Source organism: Clostridium sp. CM038 (assembly GCF_055081105.1).
Window position 1 is genome coordinate 1,001,281 of record NZ_CM143651.1, and the last position, 17,546, is coordinate 1,018,826.

Below are 17,546 nucleotides of genomic sequence, written 5' to 3' on the forward strand. Positions count from 1 at the left end.
CTTATACCTCCCATCTTGTTTTTACTTTTAATATACTTATGCAATATGCAATTATAGATATCAATAGCATAATAATTAAAGACTTGCTAATAGTGGTAAAGGAATTGAAAAGCATACAATTTGTATAGGATTCTGAAATGATATTTCCTGGTGAAAACTTTGAAATACTTACAAATATCTTACTATTTACTTCTTTTAATGGAACAAAGCCGCCGCCAAATAAAATATGAGTATACATTAATACTATAACTACAGCATTAGCAGCATTTTTACCGAAAAACGCTATTATAATTCCCGCTACACTTGTTATTAAGAGACTTTGACATATTAATATTGCTATTATATTTAATGGATTTACTCCTTTAAAAGCTAGTCCTGTTATTCTAAAGGATATAATATATAATACTCCATAAACTGAACTCATTAAAAAGAAGGCCAATAAATCCAAATTAAAAAAATCACATTTTGTCATAGGAGTAGACATAAGTCTTCTATTACTTCCATTTGATTTATCCATATTAAATCCTGAAATACAACTCATAATCATTGTAAATACCATAAATGTCATCATTGTTGCAGCTTGATTTTCAAAGGATGATAAAACACTTTCTCCTTTAATTATATTTTGCTTCAAGGTAGCAATGTCTGAATTTTTATTTATATTAGTAATAACCTCATTAAATAATTTTTCTTTATCCATTATACTCATGCTATTAATTTTATTAGAAATTACCACAGTTTCTGTTAAGCTTTTTCCGTACTCTTCTATAACACTTTTTATAATTAATTCATTTATACTTGAAACTCTTTTCTTCTCGTTAGCTGATATAGTGGTTTCCTTTAGACTAATTATATTTTTCTCATAGCCCTTTGGCACCGTTACTTCATATTCAGCTTTATCTGTAACATTAAAAATTTCTTTTAACTCTTTTGTTTCAAATAACTCTTTAAAGTTTTTAGATGTTTTACTATTATCCTTATCTATAATGTTAATATTGATCTTATCCTGGCTTACCGATGGCTTAAACATATCCTTTTGAATAGTACCCATAAGCCCAGCAATTACTAAAGGGAAAATAGAAAACATTAATACTAATATTTTCCATTGGGCTAATATCCCCTTAAGAATAACTTTTATTGTAGCTTTTATTCTCATTTTCATTCCCCCTAATCCCTTAATTTTTTTCCTGTAAGTAAGAGAAATACTTCCTCTAAGGAGGCTTCTTCCACGTTAAATTTCTTAATTTTTCTATGCTCCCTAGTTAATAACATTAGTAGCTCTTCAAAATTAAAGCTCTCCTCATTTACATAAATTGAAACCTCTTCATCATTAATAAAGCAGTCCTTAACTCCTTGTAATTTCTTTATCTTAAGTAAAAATTCATCATCATTGTAATCCAAAGTAAATTTAATAGTACCATGAATATTTGCCATAGACTTAATCATTGATTTTGATCCAAAAGCAATTTCTGATCCTTCGTCTAAAATAAATATATTGTTACACAGCTGTTCAACTTCCTCCATATAGTGAGAAGTATATATTACGGTTGTATTGTTCTCCTTATTTATCTTCTTAATAAACTCGAAGATATAGTTTCTAGATTGAGGATCTACTCCCACTGTTGGCTCATCTAATATAAGAATTTTAGGTCTATGCATTATTGCTACTGCTAAATTTAATCTTCTCTTCATTCCTCCTGAGAATTTTTTAACCTTTACTTTTTTCTTTTCACGTAACCCAGTTACTATTAGTGCCTCTTCAATTCTTTCCTTTAAAAGCTTTCCGCAAAGGCCATAGAAAGCTCCAAAATACTCAAGATTATCATAAGCAGTTAGTTGTTCTATTAAAGCTAGTTCTTGTGGCACAAGTCCTATAAGTTCTTTTGCTTTTATTGGCTCCTTTGATATGGAGTGCCCTCCCATAATAACGTCTCCACCATTTCCTTTAATGAGTCCTGTGATAATATTTATTAATGTGAATTTACCTGCTCCATTAGGTCCTATTAATCCAAATATATCTCCCTCTTTTATTTCAAAAGATATATTATCTAAAACTAATTTATCATCAAATCTTTTTGTTACATTTTTTACAATTATATTATTCATAAAAACTTACCCCCTTAATCTCTCTATTTATATTCTAGAGGAATCAAGGGGGTATTACCAGTACCAGGAGTAACTGTAAAAGTTACTCAAGTCACTTTTTAGCTATTATATTGTTTTTTGATTGTTTTTCAATCTGCTATGCTGTTTTTAAATGCAAATATGGTAAGTTGAGTTCTATCCCTAAGGGAAAGTTTTTGTAATATACTACTTATGTTATTTTTTATGGTCCCTTCTGATAAAAATAAATTTTCCGCAATTTCCTTATTTGCTAAGCCATTAGCCACTTCTCGAATTATATTTAGTTCTTTATCAATTAAATCATTACTGATTTTTATCTGTTCTAAATTGCTTTTCTTATTATAATTTATATTTTCATTAAGGATTTTATATACCACCTCTGGATTTATAACCACATTTCCCTTAAAACACCCTTTTATTCCCTCATAAATCAAATCATAATCACTATCCTTTAAAAGATATCCTGATGCACCATATTTTAATGCTTCATGAATATATTCCAAATCATTAAAGGTAGTTAAAATCAAAATTTTGATGTTTTCAAACTCCTTTTTAATTAGTTTTGTTCCAAGTACCCCATCACACTTAGGCATTCTAACGTCCATAAGCACAACATCTGGCTTACTTTTTCTGCATTCAATTAAAGCTTCTTCACCATTTGCTGCAGTACTTATAACTTCAATATCTTCATAAGTATTAAGTATCATGTTCATACCTGTTCTAATAAGTTTTTCATCATCCACCAGCATTACCTTAATCTTGTCCATGATTTTCCTCCTGTGAATGAATTTTAAGCTTCTCCACCTTATCTAACTCTATTTTTACTAAAAACCCATCTCCACGCTTTGTTGCATACTCAAAAATACCGCCTATTTCCGTTACCCTTTCTCTCATACCCTTAAGCCCGATTCCTTCTACTAAGTTGTCCATTCCTATGCCATTGTCTTTTAATGTAACTACCAATTTATAATCATTAAATGCCATGAAAATTTCAATCAATGTAGCTTTACCATTCCATACACTGTTAGCTAAAAACTCCTGAATTATCCTGTAAATTACAAAGGCTTGATCTGGGTTTAAAGACCACTTTTTTTTTGTAAAAGCAAGTCTAACCGCAACTCCCGTCAGTTTTTTGAAATTTTTTATAAGCTCCTCAATTATTAAAATACCCTCATAGTTCTCAAATTCTTTAGGTTTTATTTCCCTTACAGCCATTCTAACCTCATTTAAGCTACTTTGAGTAAATTTTCTAAGCTCTTTTGTTACTTGTTTTGCAGTTTGTTGGTTTATTTCTATTGTTCTTTCAATAGCTCCTAGTTGTATTATTATTACTGATAATGCATGTCCTACACTATCATGTATTTCTCTTGAAAGCCTGTTCCGCTCTCTTAGCAGCGTTAATTCCTCTATAGAACTAGCATAAACTTCTAAATCCCTGTTAGCACTCTTAAGTTTTTCTTCTGAAATTCTAAGCTTATCATAAAGCATCTGTGCTTCAATCTTTCTATCACTCTCATCTTTTATTAAGTATAATATAGCAACAACAACTATTAATAAAGCTACATTTATAAATTTAAATTCCAGGTTTTCATCTAAAGAAAGTACAACCCCCTGTAAAATTATAGCTAAATTAAAAATATGCTTGACTGGTTTTTCAAAAAGTATATTACTATCAAGAGCTAGTAATATAAGATAAGTAATAAGGTATCCACCAATCCATTTATAAGGAACAACTATGAATATAAACTCGATTACAAATGATACTATTTTATAAAAAGTTTTATTTAATGAAAAAAATCTTATCTGATTATTTATTAAAAATACAAATATAAATATTATCATTGATGTAGTTAAATTTATTCCATTTACAACTATTCCTAATAACATTATCAATATCAAAAAATACCTTATAAAAACAAGCAAACTTTTATTCCACATAACTCCTCCTGAATATAATCGCATTAATTTCTCTAATATATTATTTTACCCCGTAAACTACTTACCTCATTTCATTCCTTGATCCTCTATGTATTTTCTAACTATATCTATAGGAGCACCACTAGTTATTACTTCAAGCCTATACTTTATAACCAATACTAAATGATAATTCAACAAGAATACTGAATGATTATTTGTATCTAAAATCATTATGTTTACCCATTTCATAACTTTACTACTGATTCTATAGTACATTACTAATAGCAACTCGTCAAAAAGTTATTATTTTGGGTATCGAACCTAAAATAATTGGATACGCTGAAAACATGATATGAAGTTGTCATATAATTTTGATATAATATATTTGGGTGATTATAATGCAAATTAATAGGTTATTTGAAATTGTATATATGCTATTAAAGAGAAAAAAAATTACCGCAAGGGAACTAGCGGAACATTTTGAAGTTTCACAGCGGACTATTTATCGTGATATTGATACCCTTTGTATAGCTGGAATACCGATCTATACAACTAAGGGTAAAGGTGGTGGCATTAGCATAGTACCAGAGTTTGTCTTAAATAAGTCTGTGCTCTCAGACACAGAGCAAAATGAAATATTATCAGCATTACAAAGTTTAAATGCATTAAATGTTCCTAATATAGATCCTGTTTTAAATAAGATTGCAATCTTGTTTAACAAGGATAATACAAGCTGGATTGATGTGGATTTTTCTCATTGGGGTAGCGATGATAACGAAAGAGAAAAATTTATGGTTTTAAAGAATGCTATTTTAGGGAAAAAGGTCATTAAGTTTGATTATTACAATTTATATGGGGAGAAGTCAACAAGGCTTGTAGAACCGCTGAAGCTTGTTTTTAAAGGACAAAGTTGGTATTTTTATGGTTACTGCAGGTTGAAAAATGATTATAGAATCTTCAAAATAACACGTATAAAAAACCTTTTATCTTTAAATGAGAGTATTAATAGAGATACCCCGCAGGACATTTGGAGCGATTCGGATAAATCATACAAAAGTAAAATGGTTACATTAGTTTTAAAAATTGATAGTAACATGGCATATCGATTGTTTGACGAGTTTCGCATAGAAGATATTCAAAAGAACCTTGACGGAAGCTTTATTATAAGCACTACTATTCCCCAAAATGATTGGATTTATGGATATATAATGTCATACGGAGAATATGCAGAGGTTTTAGAACCAGAATACATTAAGGATACTATCACACGTAAATATGAAAAAGCATTAAAAAAATATTTATAATATGACATAATGTTGTCAGTTTATGAATGTTATACTAATTTTATTAAAGGAAAAGGGGTGTGCATAATGAATTATGAAACAGTAGAAATAAATGAAAAAACGGTAGTAGGATTAACCATTCGAACAAGTAACAATGATGAAAATATGACACAAGCTATTGGGGGACTATGGCAGCATTTTTTTGCCGATGGAGTATACCAGTCTATATTAAACAAGAAAAACGGTTGTAGTATTGGATTGTACTCTAACTATGAAAATAACGTAAGTGGATTGTATGATGTAACTGTTTGCTGTGAAATTAGCAAGTGTGAAAAACCACCAATTGAAGTTTTAGTAAAAACAATTCCTGCAGGAAAATATCTAAAGTTCGTAGTGAATGGACATATGCAAACAGCCGTCACTGAATTTTGGACAAAACTATGGTCAATGGATTTAAATAGGAAATATAGTTGTGATTTTGAAGAATATCAAAGTGGTGGTGATATGGAAAATTGTGAAATACATATGTATATTTCTATTAATTAATTATGGAAGTATTCTCTTGAAGTGTGAATACAATTTGTTTTTAAAATTTCACGGACATTGGACTCATATTGACAAGCTAGAATAAAGAATACCAAGACAAAAGACTATATAAATTTTAAAATTCATATGGACCTTTGTCTTGGTATTAAGCTCAATTTTCTTGGCTTTTTTCTAAATATATACCTATTAAAAATTCAAATAAAATTAAAATATTAGAATAGAAGGAAGTTGCTAATTTATTACGATCATCCATAGTATTCATATCATATAATTTAAAGTTTATATCTGATATTTTAGCTAATGTATTATCTACATCTCCTGTAAAGGAAACTATTTTTATCCCGTTTTTTTTAGCCGATTCAGAAACTTTTACTAAAAAGTCCGTTTCTCCTGACTTTGATACACTTATAAATAGCTTTGCTTTAATGGCATTTACATCATAGCTTTCATAAGATTCAGAAAAAATACAATTAAAACCAAGAACTAATAATTTTCTAGTAATATATTTTGCAATAGATTCTGAAAATCCTTGTCCACAGGTATATATGATTTGACCTTTATTTTCCATTAATAAATCTATAAAGTCACTTATTTTTTTAGATTCTATCAATGATAACAATTCTTCTAAGTCCACGCCATAGTATTTATTATTTTTTTGCCCTGAAAAATGCGATTTTTTATCTTTCAATGTAAAATTCAAATTATAATACATATCTAAAAATCCGGAATAACCTATTTTTTTTGCTAGATTCATAATAGTAGTAGTAGATGTATAATTTTCCTTTGCTATACCCCTATTTCTTTAACATTCTCTATATTATTTATAATATAAATTAATATGTTTTCATCTGTACCACTTAACTGATATTTATCCACCATTTTGCTAATATCTAAGTTCATGCGTTTTTCACCTACTATAAATATTATATAATTTGTTTAATAAATGTTGTATTATTCACTACTATATTATACCTTATATTCCGCACAATAAATTAAGAAATTTCTACATTTAATTTTATAGATTTTTTTACTTGTATATTTAATAATTAAACAAAGTTAAATATCCCCACAACATGCCAACGGGAGACTTTCTGTAGTAAATGTAGTTGAATTCTAATTATCTCACAAAATAATTAAAAATAAAAAAGAGACTGCCCAAAATAGATCTAAAATCTATTTTTAAGACAGTCCCAACTTTTAAAACACTAAATTATATTCACTTCAACAACTATTTTAATTCAGGCCAATATTCTTTGTTTACTTTAATTAAATCATCTAAAATATTCTTAGCAACACTTGCACTAGGTACAGTTTTAGAAAGTGTAATAGCTTGCCACAATTTTAGATAGGATTTCTCTATCCAAGCTTCAACTACTAATTTTTCTACAGAAACTTGTTGCTGCATTAATCCCTTCTGGAATTGAGGGATTTTTCCTACTACTAATGGTTCTGGTCCATTGCTTCCAACCATACAAGGTATTTCAACCATAGCTGTTGGATCAAAGTTTTCGATAGCACCATTATTCTCTACAATTAATAGCATTCTTTCCTGTGAATTATATGCTATAGCTGTTGCTAGATCAACTATATATGATGCATGATCATCCACATGCAATTCACATCCTTGTGTAGATTGTTGTTGAATAATTTTTCTACACTCACCAAATACAAACTTTTCTCTTCCATCCATTACTTCATTAGCTCTTGTATATTCTTTATTTGAATGTTTAACAACATAATCCTGAAATAAATAATATTTTAAATAAGTATTAGGCAACGTATTTGGGTCTAATGCATATACATCTTTTGCTTTTGCAAAGGTATCGTACCAACTTGTCTCAGTTTCTTGAGTACCTCCTTCACCAATTATATAACCATATTTAGCAACATGTTCTTTTATTTTTGGCATTAAGTCATTTCCAGCAGTATCGCGTATGTCTGTCCACCAACCAAAATGATTAAGACCATAATAGCGAACTTTCATATCTTTTCTAGATTTTAGTCCTAAAATTTCAGCCATGCGTACTTCTGTACCTATTGGCATATCACATATGTTTAATATCTTCGAATTAGGCCTTAATTTTCTGGTTGCTTCTGCAACTATTGCTGCGGGGTTGGAGTAGTTTAACATCCATGCATTTGGTGAATATTTCTCCATATAGTCAAGTATTTCAATAACTCCACCAATGGATCTCATTCCATAAGAAATACCTCCTGGACCACAAGTTTCTTGTCCAAGTACATCATACTTCAATGGAATTTTCTCATCTAATTCACGCATTGCATATTTACCTACTCTTATATGGGCCATAACAAAGTCTGTGTCTGTAAATGCTTCTTTTGGATCTGTTGTTACACTAAATTCAATTTCTGGTGCTTTTTCCTTCAAAACAACAGCACATGCTCCAGCCACTATTGCCTGTCTTTCCTTATCGTTGTCATATAATGTTAGTTTTCTTATAGGAAACTTATCTAAGTTGTCTAAAAGCATTAATATTATTCCAGGTGTAAATGTACTTCCACCACCAGCTATTGTTACTGAAAATTTACTCATTTTTATTCCTTCTTTCTAATTTTATATATAATCTATAAATAGGTGAATTATATTCCGTTTATTTACCTATCCACAGTATTTAACTCCATGATTATTTACAGAAAAATTTTTTTAAACACTAAGATATTTATCAATGTCACTTCTTACTCCACTTACTTTAGGTCCATATATAACTTGAATGTTACTACCATGTTTTATTACACCTAAAGCTCCTGTGGATTTCAAAACTACTTCATCAACTTTATCGGCCTCTGTTATTTTTATCCTTAAACGAGAAAAGCAATTATCCACAGTTTCTATATTTTTCTTTCCTCCAAGAGCTCCCACTATTACTGATGATAAATCAGCACCTTGGGTTTTAACTTCTGCTTCATGCAATGAACTAGTACTAACCTTATCTTTATAATCTTTTTTAGTATATAATTTCACTTCACTATCTTCTCTACCTGGAGTTTTTAGATTAAACTTGATAATTAAAAAATTAAATAAAAAGTAAAATGCGATTAGTTCAACTAAACCTACGCCTATAGCTATAGGCCATCTAGTCCTACTAATTCCGGCTGGTAAATTATATGTTAAGAAATCTATAATACCACCTGCTGAATAAGTTCTAACTCCGAGTGCTACTACAATAGTTTGAAATATACCATCAAATACAGAGTAAGCTACCCATAAAGCTGGTGCTATAAATAAAAATGTAAATTCTAAAGGTTCTGTAATACCAACCAAAACTGATGTTGCTACTGCTGGTATTAAAATAGCCTTTAATTTAACCTTATTCTCTGGTTTAGCTGTTTTGTAAAATGCTAAAGCTGCTCCTACTAAACCAAACATTTTAACAATACCATACTGTAAATATTTTGCAGAAGGATCAAAAACTTTTATTGATGGATCTGTTAACTGTGCTAAAAAAATATTATAAGCTCCAAAAACTGTTTTCCCACCGATTTCTAATGTTCCACCAATATTAGAGTAAGAAAATGGAGTCCATATCAAGTGATGTAATCCGGTTGGAATTAACACTCTATTTAAAAATCCATATAAGAATACACCAACATAACCTGATACATTTATAAAACCTGTTAGACCACTGATACCGATTGCAATAACGGGCCAAACATAGCTAAATGCTATCCCAAGGATTAGTAAAATAGGTACTAAAACTAAAAGAACTAATTTTGTGTTTCCATAAAACGCAAATGCACCTGGAAATTCTTTATTACTAAATTTATTATGAGTAAGTGCTACTACTACACCAAGAATTATTCCTAAGAAAACACCCATATCTATTACTTGAAATCCCAAAATTATAGTTTGACCTGTCCCATATAAATCTGAAGCGGTTTTGTAATTTACTAATTTTCCTGTTAAAGTAAGCCACTCATTATTAGCTCCTAAAAATATTAAAAATGAAAGTAATGCCACAAGAGCCGCTTCTGCTTTTTTGTCTTTTGCCATACCCATAGAAATACCAACGCAGAAGAGGATGCCTAAATTATTCATAATAGGCCAAAGACCACTTGCAATATATTTTCCAACATTTATTAGAGAACTACCATTTCCAACAATTGTCGGGTTACTTAATATAGAGGACAATGCAATAATTATACCAACAATAGGTAAAAACAATACTGGAACTACTATAGCTCTTGCAAAAACTTGCATTCCACTTACTATTTTTTCTTTCATTTGAAAATTCTCCTTTTCAATTTTATTGAAAGCTTTTGAATGTAATCATTTACTTCTTGTATATGTCGTCTTTTGTAACGATTTGTTATTACTTACATTTTAACAAATTTTTGTATGAGTTTAAACAGGCAAGCCCTATTAAAAAACAGGTTAAGTCAATTGATAACCTGTTTTTTATACAAATATAAAAATATGCCCGGGAAATAATTTGTGATTTTCCATGGGCCTTTTTTCTTTGCGTTAAATTATATTTTGAGTTACCTTCAATTTAAAAAAGCTTGATCTGCAGCAGGGATAATTTATCTCAATGTTTGGAAGTATATATAGGAAAATCTAAAAAAAACGGTAGAGACTTATAAATAAAAATTAAGTTAAAAGGTGTGGTGCATTAGAATGATGTTTTTAGACAGAAAAGATGCAGGGGAAAAGCTAACTGATAGTCTTGAAAAATTTAAAGATGAAGATGTAATTGTACTTGCGGTGCCAAGAGGTGGACTCGAAATAGCTTATGATACAGTAAAAAGGTTTGGGTTTAAATGGGATTTGATTATTCCAAGAAAAATAGGGGCACCACATAACAAGGAGTTTGCAATAGGTGCAGTGTCTGTGGATGGTAGTTATTTTATAAATAATCATTACGTGAAAATGATTGGTATATCACAAGAGTATATCGAGAAGGAAGTTTTAGAGCAAACAAAAGAAATTAAAAGAAGAATGAAAGAGTACCGTGGAAAGGATACATTTCCTGAGGTTAAAGATAAAACAGTTATAATTATTGATGATGGGATTGCTACGGGATTTACTATCCTGGCTGTAATAAAATCTGTTAAAAAGCAAGGAGCTAAAAAAATCATTCTAGCTATTCCTGTAGGTCCTATGGAAGTTATTGAAGAATTCAAAGAACTTGTAGATGAGGTAATATGCCTATATATACCAGATGAATTTTATGCAGTAGGTTCATATTATATGGATTTTAAGCAAGTTATAGATGAAGAAGTATTTAAAATCATGAATGAATTGAGGGGATAAATTAGGGAGTATAAGCTTGTTGCGATAGATTGTGACGTTTAAGGGTAGTCATGACTAATATAAATAAACGCATTATGCTTCAAAATGTACAATAGCGTTTTTGCTTATGCAATTGAATAATATATAGTATAATATAAACTATATATTATTCAACGAGAGAAACTTTTTTAAGGGGGAATTTATCTTATGAATAAACAACAATTTGGAGTTATAGGCGTTGGTGTTATGGGTAAAAATTTAGCAATAAACGTTGAAAGCAGGGGAATATCCGTTTCGGTTTATGATCGAAGTAAAATTGCCACAGATAAGTTATTAATAGAGGTGAAAGAAAAAAATATTGTGGGAACATACTCTATAGAAGAGTTTGTGAACTCTATTGAAATTCCGAGAAAAATATTGATTATGATTAAAGCAGGAAAGCCTGTGGATGAAGCAATAGAAGAATTAATACCATATATATCAAAGGGTGACATAATAATTGATGGCGGCAATTCATTTTTTATGGATACAATACGTAGAAGTAAGAAACTTGAAGATTTGGGTTTTAAATTTATAGGGGCAGGAGTTTCAGGAGGAGAAAAAGGAGCTTTAAAGGGCCCAGCGATTATGCCAGGAGGCCAAATTGATGCTTATAAAATAGTAGAACCAATTTTAACAGCTATATCTGCAAAAGTAGATGGAGAATCATGCTGTACTTATATTGGATCAAATGGGGCAGGACATTATGTAAAGATGGTTCATAATGGTATTGAGTATGCAGACATGCAGCTTATTTGTGAAGCTTATGCACTTTTAAAAGGAGCTCTTGGACTTTCTAATGATAAAATTCATGATGTGTTTGTGCAGTGGAATAAAGGTGAGCTGAATGGTTATTTAATGGAAATAACTAGTGAAATATTTGCACAAAAAGATAATGAGTCCGGAAAGCACATGGTTGATATTATTTTAGATAAAGCAAGCCAAAAGGGAACCGGGAAATGGACGAGTCAAAGCGCTCTAGATTTAGCGCTGCCAATACCTACAATAACAGAGGCTGTTTTTGCACGTTGCATTTCGAAAGTAAAAGATGAACGAGTGTTGGCAAGTGATATACTAAAAGGGCCAGATGAATTATTTGAAGGGGATATAAATGAGTTTATAGAATCAGTAAGAAGAACTCTTTATACAAGTAAAATATGTTCATATGCACAGGGATTCGCGCTTATGAAAGCTGCAGCAGTAGAATATAACTGGGACCTTAAATATGGCGAAATTGCTAAAATATTTAGAGGTGGGTGTATTATTCGCGCTCAGTTCCTTAACAAGATTAACGTTGCCTATGAAAATGATGCTAATATTAAAAATCTAATGTTAGATTCTTATTTCAAAAATATCCTTAGTAGTTATCAAAAGGATTGGCGATTTGTAGTATCCACAGCTGTAAATTTAGGTGTGCCAGTTCCAGGGTTTTCTAGTGCAATAATGTATTATGATAGTTATAGAAGCGCAAATCTCCCAGCAAATTTACTTCAGGCACAGAGAGATTATTTTGGTGCCCATACATTTGAAAGAGTTGATAAAGAAGGGACATTCCATCATGAATGGGTAAGTGAAACTAAATAATAAATATCAAAACCTGTAGTTTATATTTTAGACTGCAGGTTTGTTTTGTTAAAACGATATAATGCCTAGCACTTTATATGTACCGTAAAAATATTATATTAACGGTAATAGGAGGTTTAATTGAAGGACTGCCTTAAAAACAATAGAAAAGGCAGTCCATTTTTCTGTTGTTTTTATGAATATGCTCAAAAACATTCCGCATGCCAGTATATTACATTTTACAAGAAATTTCAACTAAATTCTCAAAGAACTACTTATAAATTGGTAGATATAAGACTTTGGGATAGGAATTTAAAGTAATTATATTGACAAAGCTATCCAAATATGTAAAAATGAATATGGAAGTTTACAAAATAAGAATATGGAGGATAAAAATGTCGAAAAAAGTTTTAAAAACTTTTTAGCAAAATTAGTTATTTTAACTTTTGAGATCATTTTATTTCCAACAATAATAACATTTGCTGCAAATTCTGAAATACCGGGAATTTCAACCTTATCCGCAAATCAAGGGGGCGCAGATGTTGATGGCAAGTATGATATTTTCATAAATTTGTGGTATGGCAATCTTATTGAGTAGTCACGGAAACTAATATGTAAAACTTAATTATGTATAGAGTCATTATAGTGCTATAAATTTTATGTTCAGAGAGCAGTTAGGAATAAAAATAGGTATAGCAAACAAGCCTACACGATGCAGGAATTTTCAGAAAAAAGTACTTAATTGTCAAACAGCTACTCTAATAAATTTAAAATACTAAAACCTGAAACTTTAAGTCTTGCATCTAGATGAATATTAATTCCAGCAATCATAGTCATAAATGAATAACGTTTTTTACCATGTATTCGTAAAGTATGAATTTTATAATCATTTAGAATACGATTGTTTATACGTTCTGAGCAGGTTCTAGTTTTATAAATAGTTTTCCATTGTTTTGAGCCGCGAGGCACAGGAGTAAACAACCGCAAATCCCATGATGGTTTAGTGTAGATTACTCGCCCATAAGGTGAAGGTGAGCACTGTTCACAGCAAGAGCAACTAGCAACCTTTTTTAAAACTAAAGGGCAACGCCATTTAAGGCGTGAACGACTTTTTTCATAACCGTTATAGACCATTTCATGGCCACCAATACAGATAGGAAATCCTTTTTCATTAATATCTAGAGTAACTGGATATTTTGAATTTCCTTTGTTTTTGGAGTTCAGATCAATAAAGGGATTAATGTTCCATTTAGAACATAATTCATATGTAGGGTAGTTATCATTAGCTGAGTCAAGAACATAATTTGATATAGTGAACTGCGGTAACAGTTCTCTAAATTCAGCTAATGCTACTATTCCAGTGACACTGTCGTGTCTGCTTGCCTCTACAAATCGTAGATAAATAGGTAGATCTATCTTATATTTTTTATTATAGACAGATAAAGCATAGAGAGTGTAGCCATAAAACCAACGATTTTCATGGCTGTCCCAACCCCAATTAGCATTTATGTCAGAAAGTCTACGAGGGCATTTGCAATCGTAAATTCCATTTTCACGGCAGTCACAAACTTTAGAACCATAGTAAGAAGACTTACAGTGAACACAAGTACCATCGCCGCCAACTGTAAGGTTATCTTTTTCTATTAAGTTAAGATTAAAAGAGGGTTCTACAGCAACTAATGAGAATATTTTTTGAAGCAGCCTTTCGGCTCTTAGGGAAAATGAGCGACCAGCTTCAAAAAAATCTGAAATTCTCTTAACAACACCAGTTTTTTTATTAGGAAGCTTTTTATTTTTCCCGGGTGCCTTAATTTTAGAGGGTTTCTTCTTATACGAATATATTTTTTTTAGGTTTACCCTGTCGGTAGACAGATTTGAAAGCCATAATCTAGAGATAAAATCATAATGAGCACCAAGTGATGGGACATTATTTTTAGTGCAGCCTATACAGGTTGCAAGTAACTCACAGGCATGAATCTTTTTAACCCAGTTGGTAATGCTTGTTTCCTTTTGAAAAAGCATTAAAGAAAATGAACGAAATATCTCAGGTTGAAGAGTTGCAGGTCTACCAATATTAGAATAATAAGGTTTTAATATCTCTCTAAGAATATCTAAGTCTAAGCAATACAACTTAGAGATAGAAGGTTCAAGTTCTATAATTTTTTTAGGAAAAGCTTTGTAGAAACATGAGAGATTTAAAATAATAAATTGCTGATAATCAGCATGAGAGCTCCAATTTTTAAGCATAAAATAATCCTCCTATTAAAACATGTCTTTAAGAGGAGGACCGCAAAATTTTACAGGCTTGTCAAGTGTTTTATGCAAAAAAAGTGGGGGAATCAACAAAAATTAATGATACTAAAAATGAGTAATCACAGGAGCTAAGGAGTTTCCGTGAAAGCTCTTATTATACGAGGGGGATTATTAATGAAAGGAACTAAAATTATTTCATGTATAACTATGGCAGCACTGATGGTCATAGCTGTAGGGATAACAACAAATGTGAAAGCTGAAACGATTAAAGAAATTAAGCCGGTAACAGAAATGGCTCACAAGAATGTAGTTACATATTTCCCTAATTGGGCAATGTACAACTCTGCTCATCAATCAATGGAACCGAAGGATATACCATGGACAAAAGTTAATGTAATTAATCATTCATTTTTCTCAATAAATAAAGATTTTAAAATCACTTCAATAGATACTTATGCGGACTATGAGAAGACAATGGAGCATTCAGGAGGGTGGGATTCTCCACTAAAAGGATGTTTAGGAGAGTATAAGTATTATAAAGGCATATATCCAGATAAGAAGATACTTATTTCTGTTGGTGGTTGGACACGAGGAGAAAATTTTCATGCAATGGCTATGACGGCAGAAACTAGAAAAGTATTTACAGATAGTGTTGTTGAATTTTTAAAGCAGTATCCATTTATAGATGGTATCGATATAGATTGGGAATATCCAGGTGTAGATAGAAAGGCAGAACCAAATGATCAATACGATAAAGGATGTCCAGGTGGGCCAGAGGATAAAGTCAACTATACATTACTATTGAAAGATATAAGGGATGCATACAATGCAAATGGATTATCAGGTAAAATGTTAACTGTAGCAGCTGGAGCAGGTTATGATAAGATGGCATTAGTAGAACCATCTAAATATGAACAATATCTTGATTACATGAATGTTATGACTTATGACATTCATGGTGCATGGGAACTAACTACGAATCATCAGGCAGCATTATATGTTAACCCTGAGGATCCATCAGGTACAACCCCAACAGATTTGAAGAATAAATATAATTCAGATTATGCAATGAAGGCTTATAGAGATATTTATAAAATTTCTCCATCAAAGCTTAATATGGGATCACCATTATATTCAAGAGGTTGGAAAGGTGTTAAACCAGGACCAAACGGAGATGGGTTATATCAAAGTGCAACTGGAGCTTCTGCGGGATCTTTAGATAATGCATCCTCACCAGGTGGACAAGAACCATGGTTTATATTAAAGCAACTAGAAACTACCCCAGGTTGGAATAAATACTATGATACTAAAGCAAATGCAGTATATTTATATAATGCATCAAAGGGTGAATTTTTAACTTATGAAGATGAAAAGACATTAAGTGATAGATGTGATTATGTAAATGCCAATGGCTATGGTGGAGTATTTATTTGGGATGCTTCTGATGATGATTTATCAAAAGGATCTCCAATGACAACCATAGCATGGAATAAAATGAGTACCCCCGTAGTAAATAAACTACAAGCAGCAACTTTAACAGCAGGAGCGGTAAGCAATGGAGCATATAAACTAACAGCAATAGTCCCAGCTAATAATACAGCAACTTCATATACTATAATGGAAGGTGCGAAGACTATAACAAATGGTACATTAGTAGCAGGACAAACTACAACACAAACAATAGTATATGATAGCACAGGTAAGGAACCAGGAACGTATGATTACATAGTAGAACTTTCTGATGGAACAAAAAGCATTACATCAAATCAAGTAACTGTAATAGTGCTACCACCAGTAGTAAATAAACTACAAGCAGCAACTTTAACAGCAGGAGCGGTAAGCAATGGAGCATATAAACTAACAGCAACAGTCCCAATTAATAATACAGCAACTTCATATGCTGTAATGGAAGGTACGAAGCAATTAACAACGGGTAAATTAGTAGTAGGACAAACTACAACACAAGCAATAGTATATGATAGTACAGATAAGGCACCAGGTACTTATGATTATACAGTAGTAGTAACCGATGGAACATCATCACTTATATCAAATAAAGTATCAGTAACCGTTCCAAAAGTAGTGGGCAAATTGCCAGCTAAACCAAGCTTAACTCAAGATAACTGGGATAGTAGTTCAGATTATAAAATAATTATGAACATGTGGTGGGGAGAAAATGGTACTTCTTGGAGGCTATATGAGAATGGAGTACTAATTTCAACTAAACCATTAGTAGCAAGTGTCTTAAATGCCCAAACAGATTCCGTATCATTTAAAGGGAAAGCAAGAGGAACTTATGTGTATAAGGCAGAACTTGTTAATGATGCAGGTATTACAGTATCTGATGAATTCAACTATACTGTAAGATAGTAAATAGTCAATCTAGGTTATTCCTTAAAATTAGCAGTTATATCATAAAGTACAGTAGCGGATTTATGACAACAAAAACAGCATAATTATTAAAGGGACTGCCTTAAAAACAATAGAAAAGGCAGTCCCTTTTCTATTAACAAGCGGGTCGAATTGAATCCAACTAAGACAACTAGTTACAAAATATGTTAGGAGGATTA

At 31.1% G+C, this 17,546-nt stretch carries 13 protein-coding genes and 2 pseudogenes; 6 read left to right on the forward strand and 9 right to left on the reverse strand.

What is annotated here, in order from left to right; translation table 11 throughout:
* Nucleotide 1 precedes the first annotated feature (1 nt).
* The 5 genes and pseudogenes from ACWJKS_RS04505 to ACWJKS_RS04525 form a co-directional block, all read right to left on the reverse strand.
* On the reverse strand, nucleotides 2–1,156 hold the full coding sequence (locus ACWJKS_RS04505; RefSeq protein ID WP_462960519.1) for an ABC transporter permease: 1,155 nt from the start codon (nucleotides 1,154–1,156) through the stop codon (nucleotides 2–4).
* An 11-nt stretch (nucleotides 1,157–1,167) separates the two neighbouring features.
* Complete coding sequence (locus tag ACWJKS_RS04510) at nucleotides 1,168–2,106, reverse strand: ABC transporter ATP-binding protein (protein WP_462960520.1); 939 nt, start codon at nucleotides 2,104–2,106, stop codon at nucleotides 1,168–1,170.
* Between the two features lie 128 nt (nucleotides 2,107–2,234).
* Entirely contained in the window at nucleotides 2,235–2,891 is a 657-nt protein-coding gene (locus ACWJKS_RS04515) for a response regulator transcription factor (protein ID WP_462960521.1), read from the reverse strand.
* Entirely contained in the window at nucleotides 2,878–4,062 is a 1,185-nt protein-coding gene (locus ACWJKS_RS04520; protein ID WP_462960523.1) for a sensor histidine kinase, read from the reverse strand. The genes ACWJKS_RS04515 and ACWJKS_RS04520 overlap by 14 nt, the downstream gene beginning before the upstream one ends.
* A gap of 126 nt (nucleotides 4,063–4,188) precedes the next feature.
* A pseudogene (locus tag ACWJKS_RS04525) lies at nucleotides 4,189–4,272 on the reverse strand (IS200/IS605 family transposase); the annotation flags it as partial.
* Nucleotides 4,273–4,439: 167 nt separating this feature from the next.
* Here ACWJKS_RS04525 and ACWJKS_RS04530 point away from each other — a divergent pair.
* Entirely contained in the window at nucleotides 4,440–5,345 is a 906-nt protein-coding gene (locus ACWJKS_RS04530; protein WP_462960524.1) for a helix-turn-helix transcriptional regulator, read from the forward strand.
* 66 nt (nucleotides 5,346–5,411) lie between these two features.
* Nucleotides 5,412–5,870: a GyrI-like domain-containing protein gene (locus tag ACWJKS_RS04535; RefSeq protein ID WP_462960525.1), complete on the forward strand. Its 459-nt coding sequence runs from the start codon at nucleotides 5,412–5,414 to the stop codon at nucleotides 5,868–5,870.
* Nucleotides 5,871–6,021: 151 nt separating this feature from the next.
* Here the strand turns inward: ACWJKS_RS04535 and ACWJKS_RS04540 are convergent.
* The 3 genes and pseudogenes from ACWJKS_RS04540 to ACWJKS_RS04550 form a co-directional block, all read right to left on the reverse strand.
* Nucleotides 6,022–6,770, reverse strand: a pseudogene (locus tag ACWJKS_RS04540) (MurR/RpiR family transcriptional regulator).
* Nucleotides 6,771–7,098: 328 nt separating this feature from the next.
* Nucleotides 7,099–8,424: a 6-phospho-alpha-glucosidase gene (locus tag ACWJKS_RS04545; protein ID WP_462960526.1), complete on the reverse strand. Its 1,326-nt coding sequence runs from the start codon at nucleotides 8,422–8,424 to the stop codon at nucleotides 7,099–7,101.
* Between the two features lie 111 nt (nucleotides 8,425–8,535).
* Nucleotides 8,536–10,113 carry a PTS transporter subunit EIIC gene (locus ACWJKS_RS04550; RefSeq protein WP_462960527.1) on the reverse strand — a complete coding sequence of 526 codons (1,578 nt, stop codon included), beginning with the start codon at nucleotides 10,111–10,113 and terminating at the stop codon, nucleotides 8,536–8,538.
* A 393-nt stretch (nucleotides 10,114–10,506) separates the two neighbouring features.
* Here ACWJKS_RS04550 and ACWJKS_RS04555 point away from each other — a divergent pair, with 393 nt between their 5' ends.
* The 3 genes from ACWJKS_RS04555 (at nucleotide 10,507) to ACWJKS_RS04565 (ending at nucleotide 13,321) form a co-directional block, all read left to right on the forward strand.
* Complete coding sequence (locus tag ACWJKS_RS04555; RefSeq protein ID WP_462960528.1) at nucleotides 10,507–11,142, forward strand: phosphoribosyltransferase; 636 nt, start codon at nucleotides 10,507–10,509, stop codon at nucleotides 11,140–11,142.
* 186 nt (nucleotides 11,143–11,328) lie between these two features.
* Complete coding sequence (gene gndA, locus ACWJKS_RS04560; protein WP_462960529.1) at nucleotides 11,329–12,744, forward strand: NADP-dependent phosphogluconate dehydrogenase; 1,416 nt, start codon at nucleotides 11,329–11,331, stop codon at nucleotides 12,742–12,744.
* Nucleotides 12,745–13,105: 361 nt separating this feature from the next.
* Nucleotides 13,106–13,321, forward strand: coding sequence for a hypothetical protein (locus ACWJKS_RS04565; protein ID WP_462960530.1), 216 nt, complete (start codon nucleotides 13,106–13,108; stop codon nucleotides 13,319–13,321).
* Nucleotides 13,322–13,476: 155 nt separating this feature from the next.
* Here the strand turns inward: ACWJKS_RS04565 and ACWJKS_RS04570 are convergent, their stop codons facing one another.
* Nucleotides 13,477–14,970: a hypothetical protein gene (locus ACWJKS_RS04570; protein WP_462959674.1), complete on the reverse strand. Its 1,494-nt coding sequence runs from the start codon at nucleotides 14,968–14,970 to the stop codon at nucleotides 13,477–13,479.
* 180 nt (nucleotides 14,971–15,150) lie between these two features.
* On the opposite strand from ACWJKS_RS04570, the gene ACWJKS_RS04575 reads away from it, so the two are divergent.
* Nucleotides 15,151–17,346, forward strand: coding sequence for a glycosyl hydrolase family 18 protein (locus ACWJKS_RS04575; protein WP_462960531.1), 2,196 nt, complete (start codon nucleotides 15,151–15,153; stop codon nucleotides 17,344–17,346).
* The last annotated feature ends 200 nt before the right edge of the window (nucleotides 17,347–17,546 follow it).